At 41.2% G+C, this 19,343-nt stretch carries 18 protein-coding genes and 1 pseudogene; 16 read left to right on the forward strand and 3 right to left on the reverse strand.

Annotated features, from left to right (window positions below):
* Window positions 1-176 precede the first annotated feature (176 nt).
* On the reverse strand, window positions 177-761 hold the full coding sequence (locus tag V4467_04485; GenBank protein ID MES2088217.1) for a hypothetical protein: 585 nt from the start codon (window positions 759-761) through the stop codon (window positions 177-179).
* 106 nt (window positions 762-867) lie between these two features.
* On the opposite strand from V4467_04485, the gene V4467_04490 reads away from it, so the two are divergent.
* The 11 genes and pseudogenes from V4467_04490 to V4467_04540 all read left to right on the forward strand — a co-directional run bounded on the left by V4467_04490 (window position 868) and on the right by V4467_04540 (window position 13,020).
* The gene (locus V4467_04490) at window positions 868-2,172 is read left to right on the forward strand and encodes a PEP-utilizing enzyme (GenBank protein ID MES2088218.1); all 1,305 of its coding nucleotides are present in this window, start codon (window positions 868-870) and stop codon (window positions 2,170-2,172) included.
* 10 nt (window positions 2,173-2,182) lie between these two features.
* Window positions 2,183-3,088: a decarboxylating 6-phosphogluconate dehydrogenase gene (gnd, locus tag V4467_04495; protein MES2088219.1), complete on the forward strand. Its 906-nt coding sequence runs from the start codon at window positions 2,183-2,185 to the stop codon at window positions 3,086-3,088.
* A gap of 124 nt (window positions 3,089-3,212) precedes the next feature.
* Window positions 3,213-3,839 (forward strand): cyclase family protein, encoded by a 627-nt coding sequence (locus V4467_04500; protein MES2088220.1) that lies wholly within the window; start codon window positions 3,213-3,215, stop codon window positions 3,837-3,839.
* 1,158 nt (window positions 3,840-4,997) lie between these two features.
* Window positions 4,998-5,273, forward strand: a pseudogene (locus V4467_04505) (PEP-utilizing enzyme).
* Window positions 5,274-5,289: 16 nt separating this feature from the next.
* On the forward strand, window positions 5,290-6,348 hold the full coding sequence (locus tag V4467_04510; protein ID MES2088221.1) for a PEP-utilizing enzyme: 1,059 nt from the start codon (window positions 5,290-5,292) through the stop codon (window positions 6,346-6,348).
* Between the two features lie 16 nt (window positions 6,349-6,364).
* Window positions 6,365-7,252, forward strand: a complete 888-nt coding sequence (locus V4467_04515) for a hypothetical protein (protein ID MES2088222.1) — start codon at window positions 6,365-6,367, stop codon at window positions 7,250-7,252.
* A 6-nt stretch (window positions 7,253-7,258) separates the two neighbouring features.
* Window positions 7,259-8,335, forward strand: a complete 1,077-nt coding sequence (locus tag V4467_04520; protein ID MES2088223.1) for a PEP-utilizing enzyme — start codon at window positions 7,259-7,261, stop codon at window positions 8,333-8,335.
* Window positions 8,336-8,358: 23 nt separating this feature from the next.
* Window positions 8,359-8,754 carry a riboflavin kinase gene (locus tag V4467_04525; protein MES2088224.1) on the forward strand — a complete coding sequence of 132 codons (396 nt, stop codon included), beginning with the start codon at window positions 8,359-8,361 and terminating at the stop codon, window positions 8,752-8,754.
* Between the two features lie 80 nt (window positions 8,755-8,834).
* Complete coding sequence (locus V4467_04530) at window positions 8,835-9,764, forward strand: DMT family transporter (protein MES2088225.1); 930 nt, start codon at window positions 8,835-8,837, stop codon at window positions 9,762-9,764.
* Window positions 9,765-9,769: 5 nt separating this feature from the next.
* Window positions 9,770-10,528: an endonuclease/exonuclease/phosphatase family protein gene (locus tag V4467_04535; GenBank protein MES2088226.1), complete on the forward strand. Its 759-nt coding sequence runs from the start codon at window positions 9,770-9,772 to the stop codon at window positions 10,526-10,528.
* A gap of 122 nt (window positions 10,529-10,650) precedes the next feature.
* Window positions 10,651-13,020: a hypothetical protein gene (locus tag V4467_04540; protein MES2088227.1), complete on the forward strand. Its 2,370-nt coding sequence runs from the start codon at window positions 10,651-10,653 to the stop codon at window positions 13,018-13,020.
* 19 nt (window positions 13,021-13,039) lie between these two features.
* Here the strand turns inward: V4467_04540 and V4467_04545 are convergent, their stop codons facing one another.
* The gene (locus V4467_04545) at window positions 13,040-13,582 is read right to left on the reverse strand and encodes a CYTH domain-containing protein (protein ID MES2088228.1); all 543 of its coding nucleotides are present in this window, start codon (window positions 13,580-13,582) and stop codon (window positions 13,040-13,042) included.
* 19 nt (window positions 13,583-13,601) lie between these two features.
* Here V4467_04545 and V4467_04550 point away from each other — a divergent pair, with 19 nt between their 5' ends.
* The 3 genes from V4467_04550 (at window position 13,602) to V4467_04560 (ending at window position 15,146) form a co-directional block, all read left to right on the forward strand.
* On the forward strand, window positions 13,602-14,165 hold the full coding sequence (locus V4467_04550; GenBank protein ID MES2088229.1) for an alpha/beta hydrolase: 564 nt from the start codon (window positions 13,602-13,604) through the stop codon (window positions 14,163-14,165).
* A gap of 71 nt (window positions 14,166-14,236) precedes the next feature.
* Window positions 14,237-14,542 carry a metalloregulator ArsR/SmtB family transcription factor gene (locus V4467_04555; GenBank protein ID MES2088230.1) on the forward strand — a complete coding sequence of 102 codons (306 nt, stop codon included), beginning with the start codon at window positions 14,237-14,239 and terminating at the stop codon, window positions 14,540-14,542.
* A 1-nt stretch (window position 14,543) separates the two neighbouring features.
* Window positions 14,544-15,146, forward strand: a complete 603-nt coding sequence (locus V4467_04560; GenBank protein ID MES2088231.1) for an LUD domain-containing protein — start codon at window positions 14,544-14,546, stop codon at window positions 15,144-15,146.
* A gap of 152 nt (window positions 15,147-15,298) precedes the next feature.
* Here the strand turns inward: V4467_04560 and V4467_04565 are convergent, their stop codons facing one another.
* Window positions 15,299-15,874, reverse strand: coding sequence for a hypothetical protein (locus tag V4467_04565; GenBank protein ID MES2088232.1), 576 nt, complete (start codon window positions 15,872-15,874; stop codon window positions 15,299-15,301).
* 80 nt (window positions 15,875-15,954) lie between these two features.
* Between V4467_04565 and V4467_04570 the strand changes: the two genes are divergently transcribed.
* A complete protein-coding gene (locus V4467_04570) occupies window positions 15,955-18,537 on the forward strand; it encodes a M1 family metallopeptidase (GenBank protein ID MES2088233.1) in 2,583 nt (860 codons plus the stop codon).
* Window positions 18,518-19,330 (forward strand): L-threonylcarbamoyladenylate synthase, encoded by an 813-nt coding sequence (locus V4467_04575; GenBank protein MES2088234.1) that lies wholly within the window; start codon window positions 18,518-18,520, stop codon window positions 19,328-19,330. The genes V4467_04570 and V4467_04575 overlap by 20 nt, the downstream gene beginning before the upstream one ends.
* The last annotated feature ends 13 nt before the right edge of the window (window positions 19,331-19,343 follow it).

Consider the following 19,343-nt stretch of genomic DNA (forward strand, 5'->3'; position numbering starts at 1 on the left):
TCATTCACACATTCGTACGAATGTGTGAATGACGATGATATAAATTATACTTTAGTTAACTAAAGTGCAGTGAAAATACAGGAGTTAAGATAATTAATTATTAATAAATTCTGAAAATAAAAAACCGCGCGCAAATCAGATTTGCGCGCGGGGTGATGCGATTGTTTTTTGTGCCACTATTCCAGCAGTCTGATTTTCAGTGCCGTGGTACCATCGTCGACAATTTCGAACTTGCGGAATCCATTGCCTGCGAGTGTTGACTGATCTAGAATTGTTTGGATTCCAATTGTGTCGGTGACCCCCAATGCAACTGCAACAAGCCCGGCGAGGATTGGTCGGTGAGTAAAGACCAGTGCTCTATCCGCGCTCACAGGTGAATTGTTGTAAATAACTGCCATCGAACATATCGCCTGGCCTTGCCATGTATGGACATCATCCCGTTCGTGGCCAGGGTAAGGAATTATGGTACCGTCAGCATCAAGGTTGCCGTAATGGCCGAGCTCCTCGATACACGTGACTTTCTTGATGTTGAGACGTTTGACGACGGTACACATGGAACCACACGCTCGATCCATTAGTGAACAGAAGGTTACTTGATAGGGTCCCATTGCTCTGAGACGTGGGACCAGAGCAAGCATGTAGGCCTTCCCACTCATTGTCATTGGCGGATCAGCTGCGAGTGTCACCTCGCATCCAGCAACCCCAGTAAGTTTTGGCCCATGGGGAACCACGACAAGGATCATACTATTTCTGACAAGCATAAGACCTTTCTTTTAGCAGGGCGACATTGCCCCGCTAACTGGAAAGGAAAATAGCACATTTAGTCGCATATTGTCAACTATACAAATCTAGAGTAAAATTGCGAGAATGCCCCCCGAAAAAATTAAAGAAAATGTTTTGAAATATAACTGGGAACACTGGATAGACAGGGATCAAGGTGCCTTTTTTTGTTCTCTTGAAAAAGGCGGTGATAGTAGGTTTTTCATGCAAAAAGTCGGTGTAGATACTGAGTTGCCCGCATCAGTTTTTCAAAATGGAGCTTGGTATGCGAGTGAAGAAGTATGGGAAATTTTTAGTAAGGAGTTGCATCAGTGGCTAGACAACAGTGGTGATATTTTTCAGGTGGTAAAAAGCTGTGAAGAATATTTGCAACAGCACAAAAAAACCATTAACCAACTCATTTCGTCAAAGATTTCTCCGAAGGATAAGTTGATAAAAATGTATGATATTTTTACGCAGATGTTTAGTTATATATGGCTTGCGCATGGTTTTGAGCAGGTATTTGTGAAAAAAATGCGTCTTGAAGTTCCAAGATACATCTCCGGCGATATTGAAAAGATTATTGGCGACATTAGCTTTCCGATAAAGAAAAATGCCCATTATTATTTTGAGCAGGCTCTTCGGAGTGAGATGCCGCTTGAAAAAGTTCATGAAAAATTTGCTTGGATAAAAGCTCGAGGTGGGTTTGCAGATGGTTTTACCACCAAAGAACTGACACTCGAAAGAAAAAGATTGGAAAAATTTGAACCTGTGGCTCAATTTGCTTATCCTGTGGTGCCGCCAGAATTAAAAGAACTTGTTTCGATATCCCAAGAGTTGGTTTATTTTAGAACTTTGCGCACTGATGTTTTGTATGAATTGATGTGGCAAGCCCGACCTGTTCTCACTGAAATCGCTGAGCACTTTGGTTTAACATTTGCCGAGTTGCGTGACTACAGCGCACTCGATCTTATGGAAGGTAAAATTCAAAAGTATGAATACGGCAATTTTTCAGTTGCTTCATTTGGAGAAGAGTTCGCGATATTTCACCAGCCCATTATCCTAGAGAAAAAACAGGTTGCTGTAACAGAGCTAAAAGGCGCTGTTGCTTTTAAGGGTCTTGTGCAAGGAAAGGTGAAGGTGGTTATGGTGGCACATAATATTGGTAAGGTTAATGAGGGTGATATTTTGGTTGCTCCAACCACAGCTCCTTCATACATCATGGGTATGCAAAAAGCGGCCGCTTTTGTGACAGATGAGGGTGGAATTACTTCGCATACGGCCATTATCGCTCGTGAAATGAAGAAGCCTTGTATAATTGGCACTAAGATTGCCACTAAAGTCTTGAAAGACGAGGATTTAGTTGAGGTTGACGCGAACGCTGGTGTGGTGAAATTACTCAAAAAGGCATAAGATAGTGGGGATGAAAAAAATAAAAATTGGATACGTTGGTTTGGGGAAAATGGGATTAAACATGGTTTTGCGAATGCAGGAGAAGGGCTACAGCGTTGTGGCGTATAACCGAAGTGAGGCACCCAGAATTGAAGCAAAAAAAGCGGGAATTCCTGTCGCTCAGTCATTGCAAGAGTTAGTCTCGAAACTTTCAAAACCACGGACGGTGTGGCTTATGGTTTCCAATTCGGCTGTTGATGAAGTGCTCACTGAAGTTTCAAAATATTTGGAACGAGGTGATACGGTAATTGATGGCGGTAACTCCTTTTACAAAGATTCGATTCGACGAGCGGGTGAACTTAAGAAAAAGGGAATTGAATTTCTTGACGCAGGAGTTTCAGGAGGACCTAAGGGCGCGCGAGAAGGAGCCTGCATTATGGTTGGCGGAAAAAGAGAAGTGTACGAAAAATACGAAAAGCTTTTCAAGGATTTAGTTTCGCCTAAGGCTTTGGGACTTATGGGCAAAGCTGGCGCGGGGCATTTTGTAAAAATGGTTCACAATGGCATTGAGTACGGCATGATGCAGGCCATCGCTGAAGGGTTTGCCATTATGAAAAAATCTGATTTTAAATTGGATTTGGAACAGGTAGCGGATTTGTATAATCATAAAAGTGTGGTTGAATCGAGACTTATCGGCTGGTTGGCGAGCGGTTTTAAGAAATACGGAACTGATCTCGGAGAGATCTCTAGTACCGTGGGACACCTGGGAGAAGGCGAGTGGACGGTTCAAGCTGGCAAGGAACTCGGTATTCCGACACCAGTGATTGAGGCCTCATTTCAATTTCGTGTAGCATCTGCAAAAAACCCAAGTTACACTGGCAAGGTGCTTTCGACTTTACGAAATCAATTCGGGGGACACGGCGCAGGCAAAAACTAGGAAGTTTTTGCCTGCGAATTTTCAATTTTACAATTTTCAATTTTCAAATAAATCCCGAAATTATTAAATTCCAGACTGTAAATTTGTACGATATATCGTACAAATTGAGTCCAATAAAAAAACTATGAAAATTTTCGACATCTCGGTACCACTCAACGAAAAAACCGTTATCTATCCGGGTAACGTACCGCTCGAGATTTCTATGCATCACGAAATGCCGGCACACACGACGCATCTTTCGAAGATTGTTATGGGCTCACACACCGGAACGCATGTGGATGCGCCGAGTCACGCAGTGGCGGGTGCTTCATCACTCGATCAGATCCCACTCGGGGTTTTTGTTGGTCCATGCAAGGTGATTGATTGCACTCAGAGTGTAGGTTCGGTAAAGACTGCTGACCTAGGTAAGCATTCTATTGTTAAAGGAGATCGAATTTTGATTAAAACCAAAAATTCCGCGCGAGGTTTTGAAAAATTTTACGATGATTACGTCTATCTCGATGGTGACGCCGCAGAATATCTTTCTCATTTAGAAATCACACTTTTTGGTATCGATTATTTTTCAGTTAAGCAACGAGGAAGTAAAGATCAACGTCCGCACACGGCATTACTTTCTCACAATATTCCCATTATCGAAGGAATCGATCTCTGCCAAGTGCCCGCTGGCAATTACACACTTGTTTGTCTGCCGCTTAAATTTACCGGGATTGAGGGTGGTCCAGCGAGAGTGATTCTCGTAGATAATTTGTAAATAAAAGAACATTTTTTTGCTCCACTTTAGTTAACTAAAGTGGAGCAAAATAGTTCTATTTAAATTATGAGAGTATCAAAAGAAGAAAAAGAAATAGTTGAGAAAATTAAATCTAGAAACTGGGAAAACCGAGTTCAGAGGCCCGGATTTTTTCAGTCGAAGCAAATTGTGTGTGAGGCACTTGGGCAGAAAACATGGCTTACAAAACATATCGCTGTTTCCGATAAAAATAGTTTTTGGGTTAGGAATTCCGCGATTTATGACCAAGATTTTACAGATAATTTAAACAAGGTGATTTTTCCGAATGCTTTTAAGGAAGATCCACATTGGCCAATAGAGGTATTTAAAAATATTGAACAATCTGCTAAGAAAAAAGATGAATTGGTTGGGAAATTTACTGAAACGGATTGGAGTAGGACGAGCACAGATGAAAAGATTTTTTGGTTGAATCGGTACGTCGAAATTTTGCTGGAAATTCAAAAATACTATGCTTTTACAGTACCGTTGACAAATTATTGCGAGAAAATTTTAAAGGAGCGTAACCCGTCATTACTTGAGTATGCGGTACAGTACAAACCGCTTGATGTTGATCGTATGAATGAATCGCTCATCGAAATCAAAAGAGCAAAAAACGAGAATAGTCAAAATTTAGATAATCTTTTCTTAAAACATCTAGCGCAGTTTGGGTGGATTAAATCGAATTATAATATTCTTGAGCCGTATACTAAGGAAGATGTTTTGAGTGAAATAAAACATGATATTTATGTCTTTCAACCGAGAGAAGCGCCGGAAAATCCTTACAAACATTTTGTAATTGGACTTCAGGTTGGTATCTACTTGCGTAATCGAGCCAAAGAATTATCCCAACAAATTTGGTTTGCATATGAAAACTTGGCTAAACAGTTGGCGACGGATGTATCATTGTCACGAGAGGATTTTTTGCAATTAAGCTATAGAGAGGTCGAGGCCTCGCTGAACCAAGGCCGACTCACAATTAGCGGGGAAGAAATAGAAAGAAGGCATACAGGATTTATTCTCGGTGTTTTTGAAGGTAGAGATTTGTTAATAGCAGGAAAACTTGTTGATGAGTTGTTTGATTTTTTTAATCCTAAAAATTTTACGAATGTAAAGGAAATTTCTGGTACCGTTGCTTGCAAGGGTGTTGTGAGAGGAAAAGTGAAAGTGGTTATGACCATGGCTACAATCAATAAGCTGGAAGAAGGCGATATTTTGGTTACAAGCATGACTACGCCTGATTTTGTGGTTGCGATGAAAAGAGCGGCTGGGATTGTAACCGATGAGGGTGGACTCTCTTGTCATGCCGCGATAGTTTCGCGGGAACTTAGAAAGCCCTGTATAATTGGGACAAAGATTGCTACTAGGGTTTTAAAAGATGGGAATCTTGTTGAAGTTGATGCAGTAGTTGGGATTGTTAGATTAATTAAATGATATGGATATAGAAAAATTTAAACATGCAGACTGGACGAAAATTTGGGCGGGATCATGGAGTTTTTTGACATGTTTTCATTTTGGCAATGATTACACAAAAGAAATTCACTTCGGAAGTCATCCCGTTTTCAGTCAGAGTATTATTTTTGTAAAAGAAGGCAAAAGTAATGGGTGGGCAACTCAAACAGACAGGGACCGTTTAGGTAATTTTCTTGCAACGGAGGTTAAAAATAATCCCGATAAAGCGTTAGAAGTTTGTTCTGAATTAAAGAAAGAAGTTGATTCGATTATAAATTTTTTGGATACAAACGTTGCAGCTCAACCAAGTTTGGAAATTTACAATGATTTTTGGAACCATGTACTTCTGTACTACACACCGCATATTAATGTTAAATATGTTGTTGATTATTTGGAACCAGAACTTTTGCAGAAGTTGTTACCACATCTTGAAGAAGCTCGTTTGTATGCCGAACCAGTTTTCAAGAGAACCGAAGATTTTATGATCTCAACAGCGCAAGCTATTGGTCAAAAAATTAATCTACCATATGAGCTTGTGCTTTGCACGACGAAGTCTGAGATGGACGAATATTTTAAAGGCGGCATTTTTCCGAAAAGGAACGTTCTTGAAGAGCGAAATAAGGGAGCGGTAATTTTATTTGATGAAACAGACTCGATGGTCATTACTGGTGCTGATGTACAGAAGGTTGAGGACATTGTTACTAAACAAACTGCAACCAATGTGATTAAGGGAATGGTTGCCTATAAAGGTAAGGTGACTGGCCGCGCTGTGATTATTCTCGATCCAACAAAAGCCAATCATTTTGTTGAGGGAGATATTTTAGTGACAGGAATGACGCGACCCGAATATTTATCAATTATGGAAAAGGCAGCAGCCATTGTTACTGACGCAGGAGGTATTCTTTCGCATGCCGCCATTTCTGCTCGAGAATTGAAAAAACCTTGTGTCATTGGAACACAGGTTGCGACAAAAGTTTTGAAGGACGGGGACTTGGTGGAAGTGGATGCTGATAGTGGAATAATTCGGTTATTAAAAGCCTAGTTGTTATTTTAGTTTTATGAATATTAACGAAATGCCACCTAAGCAAGAGAGTCAGGAAATTATTTCCAAGATACAATTACATTTTTTCAGACACGGTGAACAGTTTAAGGATCCAGCAAAATCTGACCCTGAATACGAACTTTCTGCGGCTGGACGAGAGCAGGGAATGAATAAAGCGAAGTCAATTGAGGAAAGACCGAACCTCCGGCAGACCATGGCTTTTGGGAGCCCGAGAGCACGGTCACAACAGACTGCCTCTTTTGCGATGGCTGGCCAGGCGCTCGATAGTGTTGTTGGTGACGAATCGCTGAAAGAACTTAAGGCAAAACTGGATGGAGATATTTCCTACGGATCTAAGGTAATGAGTGATCCTCGTCTCGATTTTACTATGGATAAGGATACCCCATTTGGAGCAAAAGCATTTGAAGCTTTTTCAAAGAAAGAATATATGAAGTTTTTAGTTAATTCAAGTGATGCATTGGCGAAGGAAGTAAAAGACTCGAAAGGGTCAACATACTCAAGACAAGCTGGAGATGTGGCTCAAGTAGTAAAGAAATATCTTTCAGTCTCTAGCCGATGGAAGGAACTTGTCCAAAGTGGTAAATATCAAGATCCCAAACTCGAGCGATTTTTAGGTTCTCATGGTGGTGTAACCGAGTCTTTTTTGTTTAAGGTGATTGAAAAAACTAAAGGAATAGAGGAGCGTGACAGACTTCTAGCTCTTATTCCAAACATTTTTGATTTTACGGAAGGTTTTGATGTCGAACTTGTAACCACTGACAGAAATAGCGAACCAGCAGTTAGGATTATTTACAAGAAGGAATTGCCTGGCGGCAAAAAGTTTAAATTTAACGAAGTTGTTCCGATTGAAGTTATTGAGGAAATTGTAAAAGAAGGAAAATAAAATTTTGTGGAACTTTCTGATTTCAAAAAACACACTGATTGGGTAAAAGTTTGGTCTTCTAGAGGAAGTCTGGCTTTCGATTCTCATTTTGGAGATCAGTGTACAAAGCAAAGTGATATTTCAAGTAAGCCATTTTTTGCTAAGACGGTGACGTTTTACAAAAATGGCATTTCTCATGGGTGGGTACGTGGTGAAGATAAAGATGATTTAGGTGACAGACTAAGCTCTTTGGCGAGGGAAGATAGTACGTTTGTAGAAAAAATATCAAATGGTTTGATTTCTCATACAGACAGGGTAGCTTCTTTTATAGACTCTCAAAGTGTAAAAAATTTTGGACTTGTCGAATTTAATGAATTTTGGAAGGTAGTCCAAGATTATTTTTTATACCATGTGAGTGTTAAGTATATTGTTGATCGTCTTTCGATTGAAGATCTAGATAAATTTTTACCAACACTTGAAAAGGCAAGGTTGTATTGCGAACCCGCATATAGAAATATCGAAAATTATATAGAACTTCTCGCTGAGAGAGTGGTCACGGAAACTTCATACACCAAAGAAATGATTTTGGCCCTAACCAAGGAAGAATTCAGATCGTATTTTCAAGGTAATTTATTGCCGGATAAAGCCCAGCTAAAAAATCGGCATGAAAGTTCTGTACTTATTTTCGATTCCAAAGAGAGTCAGGTTTTTACTGGTATGGCTGTAGATGAAATTGAAAAAATCGTTTCATCTTTTTTGGCACCCGATCTTATAAAAGGTCAAGTTGCTTTTGTGGGGAAGGTTATTGGTAAAGTAAAAGTGATCTCTAATCCATTGAAGGACGGGGGAAAGTTTGACGATGGAGATATCTTAGTAACCGGGATGACTCGACCAGAGTTTTTACCGCTCATGAAAAAAGCTGCAGCGTTTGTAACTGATGCGGGTGGAATCCTTTCTCATGTTGCTATTACGGCGCGTGAGTTGAAAAAGCCCTGTGTTATTAGTACCCAAGTTGCTAGCAAGGTTTTAAAGGATGGGGATTTAGTAGAGGTAGATGCCAATTTAGGGATTGTAAAGATTTTAAAGAGAAACGGAGACAAATAAAATGGCTGTGGTAAGCTGGGGGAATGATTACGCCAATTATTGAGGGAAAAGTCATAAAAGGCGACGGATATGGCCGGAAGCTGGGGTTTCCGACAGCGAATTTGGATAGGAAACAGTTTTTGAAAGACAAAATGGATTTGCCGCTCGGGGTCTACGCCGGTGTGGTTTTTTTGCATCATCTCAAAAAAATTCTAAAAACGGCGATTGTGATTGGTCCGCTCGACAAGAAAAAAACTCCGAAAATCGAAGCGCATATTTTAGGTTTCAAGGGGAAGTTGTATGGAAAAAAGTTGACGCTCTATCCCTATAAATTTCTCAGACCCTTTGAAACTTTTAAAACCGAAAAACTTTTAATTGCTCAGATTAAAAAAGATGTGAAGCGGGTTGAAAAGGAGGTGGCGGCTCCGCCGTTATTTTAGTCTGCTAAAGTAACGGCGGACGTAGGTTTTTTTTGTTTGGTATTGTACAATGTTGTGATTATTATATTTAAAATGCATTCATGGATATGAAAGATTTACTAAGAAAATTTGGTCCCTATCTGATTTTTTTTGCCGCTATGCTTTGGGCGACCGACGCGCCGTTTCGACTGCATTTGACGAAAGATTTACCAAGCAACCTGATTGTGTTAGGAGAGCACTTTTTTGACATCTTGGTTGCCATTCCCTTTATTTTTCTCGGATGGTCTGAAATTAAAAAGTTAACCTGGAAAGGCTGGCTCTCGGTGATTTTTGTCGGAGTCTGTGGATCAGCTTTAGGTTCTGTCGCGTTTACCGAAGCATTTCATTATGTAAACCCTTCGGTGGCGATTTTACTTCAGAAATTACAGCCGTTTATTGCTATTGGACTTGCTATGCTTTTGCTTAAGGAAAAATTACCAAAATATTTTTGGCCACTAACATTTTTCGCAGTTTTTGCTGCCTACATTATTTCCTTTTCGGGCTTTGTCCCAAAACTGTATCCAGGCGAAGCATTTAACCCTAATTTTGAGGGAGTTAAGCTAGCTCTTTTAGCCGCGATTTTCTGGGCGGCTTCGACTGTCCTCGGCAAATATGCACTGGAAACAGTTAGCTTCAAAACGATGACCGCTTTGCGTTTCGTCATCGGTTTCGTGTTTTTAATTGGACTCAACATTCACGATGCAACACTTGGCACTATCTCAAACATTACGACGAAAGATTGGTTTTATATTCTTATCATCGCGGTCACATCAGGAATTGTTTCTTTGTTTTTGTATTACAAGGGTTTGGAAAGTACCAAAGCTTCTGTGGCTACGGTTGCTGAGCTCGGGTTTCCACTTGCGGCAGTTGCGGTCAATGCTGTGTTTATCAGTATGCCAATCACCTGGGTACAGATAGTCGGCATGATCGGACTTTTGGCGGCGATTTATCTTTTGACTCGTTCGCAGAGTCAGCCTGAAATAACCTCTTAGAGAATATGCTCGCTGATTTCCAAAAACCGATTCGTTTCGCGTCTATTAATATTGAACACAACCTCCACTACGATAGGATTTTTCCATTTCTAAAAAATTTTCAACCGGACGTTTTTTGTGCTCAAGAAATTTTCGAATGTGACATCCATATGTTCGAACAGGAACTTGGCATGAAATGCGTTTTCGCGCCGATGGCCAAGAGACAAATTGCCGATGACAGTCCTCTTGCACCACTCACGCTTTCGGGTGTTGCTATTTTTACTCGATTATCTTTGGTCAATTCTTCCATACGCTATTATGTTGGTAGTGCGGACGCGATACCCTTATTTTACAAAAACCCCGAAGTAGGAACTACCGTCATAAACAAAGTTCTTCTTTCGGTTGAGCTTTCTTGTGATGATGTTTTGTATACCTTTGCTACGACTCATTTTACGTGGACCAAAAATGGTGAAGCCACCGACGAGCAACGTGTGAATCTTAAGGAGCTTTTTTCGATACTCGATACTATGCCTGACTTTGTTTTGTCAGGGGATTTTAACGCTCCACGTGGGCGAGAGATTTTTACTTCTATTGCGAATCGATACAGAGATAATATTCCTACGCATTACAGAACAAGTATCGATGGGAATCTTCATCGAGCGGGTGATTTACAGCTTATGGTTGACGGACTTTTTAGTACGCCACAATACACAATTTCTGAAGTGAAGCTGACTGAAGGTGTCAGTGATCATCAAGCGGTCACGGCGATTATTTCAAAAAAGTAATTTCTAGCTGGATTGAAGTTTTAGAATTGCAAAATTTTTAATCTTTTACAATATTTGCTAAAACATTTTGTTTTATGCTAGTGTTATAAGGAGATTATAGGAATTAATTTCTGCAAAAAACCTTGAAAGTAGCACTTTTATGTGGTGGCCCGTCGTTAGAAAGGGGAATTTCCCTTAATTCGGCGCGCTCAGTGCTCGATCACTTGGAGTCCGAGGATGTGGAAATTGTCCCAATCTATTTTGATACTCGAAAGCGAGCCTATCGAGTTTCGCGATCCCAGTTGTACAGTAATACACCATCGGATTTTGATTTCAAATTGAGCGCGATGGCGGCCGAACTTTCACCCCAAGCGCTCATTAAATTACTTAAGTCAGTTGATATCGCTTTTCCCGCCATGCATGGGCCATTTGGTGAAGATGGCGGTATTCAAAGTTTGCTTGAGAAAAATTCTATTCCGTTCGTTGGTTCTGATTCGAAATCTTGTAAAACCGCTTTTGATAAATTTTCAGCGAATGAATTTGTTCGCGGCCGTGGTTTTTTTACTTTTCCATCGCAGCTACTTAAAATCTACAACCAAGATCACCAGGCCGTTATTGAAAGTTTTTTTAAGGAGCACAAACTTTCCAAAGCTATTGTTAAACCGGCAACCGGAGGCTCAAGCATCGGCGTCTTCTGTGTCTCCAGTCCCAAGGAGGCGCTCGATCGTGTTCGATTTCTATTTTCCAAACGCATGGACACCCGGGTAGTGCTTGAACCGGTAGCCACAGGTACGGAATTTACCACGATTGTTTTACAAAATAAGCACGGGCTTCCAGTAGCGCTTCCTCCAACTGAAATTGAAACTGATTATTCGGAAAACCAAATTTTTGATTTTAGACGAAAGTATTTGCCGACACGGCAAGTGATTTGGCATTGTCCGCCGAGATTTCCCGAGGAAGTCATTGAGAAGATTCAAGCTCAGGCGGAGCAGATTTTTTCTCTTTTCAAAATGAGGGATTTTGCGCGATTTGATGGATGGGTATTGCCTGACGGCAATATCTGGTTTTGCGATTTCAACAGTATCAGTGGTATGGAGCAGAATAGTTTCTTGTTTCAACAAGCTTCGCGTGTCGGCCTCACTCATGCCCAAGTGCTGAGGTTTATTTTACAAAACGCCTGTAATCGTCACGAACTTTCACTGTCTGAAAAACCTCCCGTTGTATCTGGAAATTTTCCGAGAAAACCGGTTAATGTTATTTTTGGTGGCGACAGTTCGGAGCGACAGGTTTCCCTTATGAGTGGAACGAATGCTTGGTTGAAACTACGAAAATCTGAGCGCTATGACCCACAGGCTTTTCTGCTTGATATGAAGGGGGATGTCTGGCACGTGCCATATCAATTGGCGCTTAATCATACCGTTGAGGAAATTGCACAAAATTGTGAAAATTATGCTGTCGCTCGAGAGCGATTGGCCAGTTTCGAAAAAAGGACACGCATCAAACTTGGCTTGGAGTACGACGCTGACCCACATGATTTTTTTGCGCCAAAGAAAATGAGTCTTGGAGAATTTATTAAACTTTCTCCGTTTGTGTTTATTGCGCTTCACGGAGGAAAAGGCGAAGACGGCTCCTTTCAAGCTCTGTTAGCCAACGAAAGCGTTTTGTTTAACGGTCCCGACGCCAAAGTTTCCAAGTTGTGCATCGACAAAAGAGCCACGTCTTTGTTTATCAAGGATTTAAATATCGACGGCATTATTCCTATTGCAGGAGAGGTGGCGGTACTCAGTGAACTTTTGAAATTAAAATCTAAAGAGTTGAATGATTTCTGGAAAAAAATTACAGAGAAAATTGGCACAGGAGCTATTATTGTAAAGCCCTCTGACGATGGCTGTTCGACAGGTGTCGCGAGACTCGGTGGTTTTGAGGATTTTGAAAAATATATTGATTTTTTTCGACAAGAGGCGAAATTTATTCCGAAGGGTTATATAAAAAACAAAGATGTGGTTGAATTGCCAACCAAAGCGCCACACGAGTTGCTGTTTGAAAAATTTATTGAGACTGATAAATTAAAAGTGGTTAATAATCAAATTAAACATGCTCGTAAAACCGGTTGGGTTGAAATAACGGTGGGGGTAGTGGCTATTGAGGATAAAATTTCAGTTCTTAATCCAAGTATTACCATTGTTGAAAGTGGAGTTTTGACGGTTGAAGAAAAATTTCAGGGAGGTACGGGTATTAATATCACTCCACCGCCTATAAGCATTTTGAAACCGTCGTCTCTCAAGCGGGTCAAAGATTTAATTAAAAAAGTCGCCTCAGGTGTCGGTATCAAAGGTTACTCACGAGTCGATGCGTTTATGAATGTAAACAATGGCGATGTGATGATTATTGAAGTTAACACGCTTCCAGCGCTCACGCCGTCGACGGTGTTGTATCAGCAAGCGCTCGCAGAAAATCCTCCGATTTTCCCAACAAAACTTTTGGAGATGCTTATTGAGAACAAGGGGTACTAAAATCCTAAATAGGTTTAAATTAAAACTTCATGTCGTACCAATCCAGCTTGTAGATTTCTTGAATGAGAATTCTTTCTCCTTTCGCCCAGGTTCTATTTTTTGCTAGATCAAGGAGCGTCAGGGCTTTTTGAATTTGTTCTTCGCTTCCACTTTCGATTTCCAGAAACGCGGGCATGTTTGGGTACTCGTCAATATCAAATTGCCAATCTTTCAAAGTAAAAGAAATCCGATTTTTTTCCTGGTGAGCATATTTTTCTAATTGTAATTCTTCGAAAAGATCAGAAAGTTTTTCTGGTTCAGCTATGGAGAAATTAATTTCTTTGTGTTTGCGCGCAACACCGAGGATTTCTGATTTGGCTTTCCACGTTACCTCATGTGTTCCCTGAGAATTAGATCGAATTCTTAAAAACCAGGGATCTGTGCCTTCTTTTGTTCCCACGGGTCGGTACCAATCGACTACAAGGCGAGTATCCTGGATTTTTTTCGCACTCAACGCAATCAATTTCGCTTTTATTTTTTCAGCATCAATATCTAAAACTTTGGTTTCAATTTCATGTGACATAGAGTAGCATTATAGTACGATGTTAAAAAAACCGAAAATCAAAGTTATTCTGATACATGGTAACGGTGGGGGATGGCCAAAGGAAAATTGGTTGCCACCCGTTGCGGCTAAGCTTAAAAAGCTCGGGCTCGATGTGGCATTTAAGCAATTTCCCGACCCTGTGCTTGCTCGAGCAAAGTATTGGTTGCCGTTTATTAAAAAGTTGGGGGCTGATCAAAACACCATTCTAGTCGGACACTCCTCTGGTGCGGTTGCGGCAATGCGGTACGCAGAAAAAAATAAAATTTTAGGTTCGATTTTAGTTGCTACCTGTTATACCGATCTCGGCGAGCCAAATGAGAAAGTTAGTAAGTATTATGATAAGCCGTGGAATTGGAAAGCAATTAAAAATAATCAGCAATGGATTGTTCAGTTTGCTTCAGTTGATGATCGATTTATTCCGATTGCCGAAGCGCGGTTTGTCCATAAAAAATTGAAGACCGAGTATTATGAGTTTAAGCACCAAGGGCATTTTTCTAGTTGGGATAAGAAAATTGATTTTCCGCAGATCATCTCGATAATTAAAAAGAAGCTGAAATTATAAAAAGTACTGGAACACAAGTTAAAGTCAATTGTCTATTGTATTAATATATAAGCATATGATAATATGTTTACATGAGCTTTTGTGATGAAATTCAAAAACTAGGAAAAGGCATCGGTACTGCGTCGAGGTATCAAATTATTGAGAGTTTGCTCTCAGGCCCTTTAACTGTGGGAGAAATTGTTAAAAAAGTAAAACTTTCCCAACCCGCTGTTTCCCAGCATTTAAAAACCCTCAAGGCTTGTCAGCTTGTTTCCGATCAGAAAAGAGGAAAAGAGGTTTTTTACTCAATTAATGTGAAGCACATGGCGGATCTTCTGAAACATTTTATGACCACTATTAACGAATGTCCGAAAGAAAAACTTAAAACTACAAAATAACATGTATAACACCCTTGCCTCTAAAAAATCTGTTGAGAAAACTATCGCTGGCTTAAAATCAACCGGCATCGAAGCTATGTTTGTCGAAAGCGGAGTTGAGGCAAAAAAGAAGGTTTTGGAAATAATTCCGGCGGGGGCTGAAGTGATGAACATGACCTCGATAACTCTTGAAACGATTGGAGTTGTAGATGAAATCAACCAATCCGGAAAATTTAATTCCGTGCGAAATAAATTGATGGACAAAGACGTTGCTCCCCGTGAAAAAAAGCGTCTCGGTGCGGCGCCCGAATGGACTGTCGGTAGTGTTCACGCGGTGACAGAAAACGGTGAAGTGATGATCGCTTCAAATACCGGAAGTCAGTTGCCTGCCTATGCCTATGGAGCGGATCATGTCATCTGGGTTGTGGGTACGCAAAAAATTGTTAAAGATTTGGATGAAGGACACAAGCGCATTTATGAGCACGTCTTACCACTTGAGAGTGAGAGAGCCCACAAAGCCTACGGTGTTCCCGGCAGTTTTGTTAGCAAAATTTTGGTTGTAAACAAAGAGGTTCAGCCAGAAAGGATTACGTTGATTTTTGTTGGGGAGAATTTGGGGTTCTAATGGGTAGATTCAGGATTCAAGATTTAGGATTCATGAATAAGACAGGGAGAATAGAAAAACTCCCCGATTCGCTTCGCGAATCGGGGAGTTTTTCTCAATTTCCCAAAATAAAAAACCTGCCACAGAGTAGCAGATTGAATCACATCGGTTCGTTAGTCGAGAAAATCTTTATCACCGTCTGTTCCGTCTTTGTGCAGTTTCCATGCGTGGTAGGAAAGAGCAATGCACGCGTCGGCGGTGATGCCCGAAAATAGGCGGTCCAAATAGGCTTGGATGCCGGAGCAGGCAACGACAATACCTTGCCTCTTGACCCCGCCCCAGTAAACCACGTCTCCTGGAAAAAGCAGATGGGGAGTTATGTCACTTCCGCCATCCTGGCGGTCCAGCCAGAGTTGTTGAGCCTTACCCAGGGCCATCTCAGCGTAGTCACCGGTCCAGATTCCTTTGTCACCGATTGTTTCCTGATACAGGAGGTGAGGTTGAACTGAACCTATTACCCGATTGGCGTCGTAACCACTATTGGTTAGCGTGTTGTTGTATTCGAGTTTCGGTACAAGTACAACAATGTGGAACGATTGACGTTTGAGAGCATTTAGTAGGTAGGGGCAACTTAGCGTTGCAACCGCGATTTGTACTGCCTGTTTGGCAATATCTTGCGTCAGAAACTTAGGTAGACGACATTCAGTCATAAAAAGTTCAAGGTGTGTTTCTGCGACAAACCCTAACACACTTTAAGTGTAAGTCAATGTTTGATTAATTATTACTGTAGTGGCTTGAAAACATCAAATTATTGCTGTACTCTAGGCAGATGCAGAAAAATTCTAAAAAATCAGTCCGGTTGTCAGCTGATATTGCCCCAAAAAGATACGCGATCAAATTGAAGCCCGATCTTGAAAAATTTATATTTGAAGGAGAGGAGGTCATTACAATCATTGTTGGAAAAGCTACACAAACACTCACGCTTCACTCAAAGGAGCTCGATATTGAAGTGGCGGAAGTTACTCATGGAAAAGATAAAAATTTTGCTGGAAAAATTTCGTACAATGAAAAAGCAGAAACAGTCACGCTCACATTTCCAGAATTAATTCCAAAAGGTCAGGCTAAATTAAAATTAGTTTTCCGCGGCGTTCTCAACGACAAACTTCGCGGATTTTATCGCAGTCAATATGAAGTTGCTGGAACGAAGCGTCACATGGCCACAACCCAGTTTGAATCAACCGATGCTCGTCGAGCGTTTCCATGTTTTGATGAGCCGGCGCACAAAGCTATTTTTGATGTCACGCTTTTGGTGCCGACTCACACCGTAGCGATTTCAAACACTTTACCGATTTCCGAGGAGGAGCGCGATGGTTTGCGAGAGGTAATTTTTGCGCCGACACCAAAAATGTCGACCTATCTTTTGGCTTTTATCATTGGTGAATTTGAGCACATCGAAACAAAGACTAAAGAGGGAACATTGGTAAGAGTCTTCGTCACGCCCGGCAAAAAACACCAAGCAGAATTTGCGCTTGAATGCGCCGCTAAAACACTTTCTTTCTATAACCAATATTTTGATATTCCGTATCCGCTTCCAGTTCTCGATATGATCGCTATTCCCGATTTTTCGGCAGGAGCTATGGAAAATTGGGGCGCGATTACCTACAGGGAGTCGGCTCTTTTGGTTGACCCCAAAAACACCTCAGCCGCTTCAAAGCAGTGGGTGGCGCTAGTCATTGCCCATGAAATTGCGCATCAATGGTTCGGTAATTTAGTGACGATGGAATGGTGGACGCACTTGTGGCTGAACGAAGGTTTTGCGTCATACATCGAATATCTAGCGGTAGACAAACTTTTTCCAAAATGGAACATCTGGACGCAGTTTGCCTATCTTGATCTTTCATCTGCACTCGGACTCGATGCTCTGAAACATACGCATCCAATTGAAATCGATGTGCATCACCCTTCAGAAATTGCCGAAATTTTTGATGAGGTGTCGTATTCAAAAGGTGCGTCGGTGATCAGAATGCTCGCGGACTATCTGGGTGAAAAAGATTTTCGTGACGGGTTGCGATTGTATTTGAAAAAACACAGTTATGCCAACGCCTCGACCATTTATCTCTGGCAAGCCTTTGCCAAGGTTTCCAAAAAACCGGTAGAAAAAATTATGAAAAATTGGACAGGCAAGGGTGGGTATCCTGTAGTTTCGGTTTCGGAAGAAAAAGGTAAACTTTTACTCTCGCAAAAAAGATTTTTCTCAAATCCAGTTTCAGCGAAGTTGCACAAGGAAAAAACAACGTGGACTGTGCCCATTTCAGTACTATCAAGTGCCGGTAAAATAGAAAAGTTTTTACTCGACGCTTCGCAAGCCTCCCAAAAGTTGCCTGCAGGCTCTTGGTACAAAATTAATCCAAATGAGAGTAGCTTTTTCCGTACGGCCTATTCGCCTGAGCTACTGGGACGATTTAAAATTCCACTTTCCAAAAACAAGCTTTCAACCCTTGATCGATTTGGTTTAGTCCGCGATAGTTTTGCGCTTGCCGAAGGCGGAATAGTTTCAGTGACCGATGCGCTTTCTCTGGTCTGTCAATATACAAATGAAGAGAGTTACACCATTTGGGCTGAGCTTTCTGGACGTTTGCAAAAAATTAAGCGTCTTATACAAAATCAATCATATACAGAAAACTACCGTCAATTTGTTCTTGCGATTTTTGAAAAAGCGGTACAAAGAGTAGGATGGCAAGCCAAATCTTCTGATGGTCATGAGGACGTACTTCTCCGCAGTTTAATTTTAGGTACGGCAGGAGATTATGGTCATAGTGCAACGGTCGCGATGGCCAAAAAAATGATGAATGATTTTTTGTACAAACAGAAACCAGTGCCTGCTGATATTCGCGGCGCGGTTTATGGTATTGCGGCAGAGTTCGGAAATGAAAAAGATTTCCGGAAAATTTTGGCTTTGTACCGAGGAGAAAAATTACATGAAGAGCAGGGGAGACTTGGCCGGGCGTTGGCGGGCTTTAAAAATAAAAAACTTTTAAGTGAAGTTTTGACGTTTGCGCTTTCAAAGGACGTTCGTGGGCAGGACGCGCTCAGTCTCGTTGCGTCAGTTTTGGGTAACCCAGCGGGAAGTGATTTAGCCTGGGCATTCCTCAAGAAAAACTGGCCAACTTTTCTCGAGCGATTCGGTGATGGTGGTCATCAACTTTCCAGATTGATTAAAACCTGTGTCGTTTTCAGTACGCGTGAGGCGTATACTGATATCAAGACCTTTTTCAAAACTCACCCAGCTCCCGGTGCTTCTCGAGCTGTTGAGCAGGCACTTGAAAAAATCGATGGGAATATTAGGTGGCTTGAGAGAGATGGTAAAAAAATAGAAGAATTTTTAAAGAATTATGAAAAAAATCTGGTTTAAAAGAAAAAAATACGGATGGGGGTGGACATTTGGAACATGGGAAAGCTACGCTGTTTTAGCACTCTATGTGTTGCTCTTGGTCTACATTTTTCGCTTAGTCGACTTAGGTTCCCACTCTGGAAGTGACACGTTACTGAATTTTGCCCCGAGATTTTTGCTGTTAACCACGGCTCTGTATCTTCTGTGCTGGTTGAAAGGAGAGAAGCCTGAGTGGTCATCCCTTCGAAAAACTCAGGACAAGTGGGGTGAAGAAAAAAAGGGTTTACGAGATATTTTACGAGGCGGCGGAGTTGCGGTGATTCCAACTGATACAACTTACGGGATTGTTGGTTCGGCACTTAATGAAAGAACGGTCAATGAAATTTACCGGTTGCGCAAGCGAGATTTAAATAAACCGTTTATTGTTTTGATTGCTGACAAGAAAGACTTGAAAAAGTTTGGTGTGATACCGACTGAGGCACAGGAAAAAATTCTAAGAAAAGTTTGGCCGGGCCCAGTCAGTGTGATTCTGCCGTGCAATTCAGAAAGATTTGCGTATCTTCATCGTGGAAAAAACTCGCTTGCGTTTCGCGTACCTGTGCGGCATGAACTTCAGTCACTTCTTGGCGATGCCGGACCCCTCGTTGCTCCGTCAGCTAATCCGCAAGGTCATCTCGTTGCTAAAAATATTTCCGAGGCGAGGGCATACTTCGGACACCATGTTGATTTCTATCAAGATGGTGGGGAAGTCACCGCATCTCCCTCGCGACTTATTGATATCACTGACGATACTGAAAAAGTTTTACGCGCTTAAATTTCTAAAGAAA

This window comes from Patescibacteria group bacterium, assembly GCA_040390045.1.
Lineage (GTDB): Bacteria > Patescibacteriota > Minisyncoccia > Phycocordibacterales > SIBU01 > SIBU01.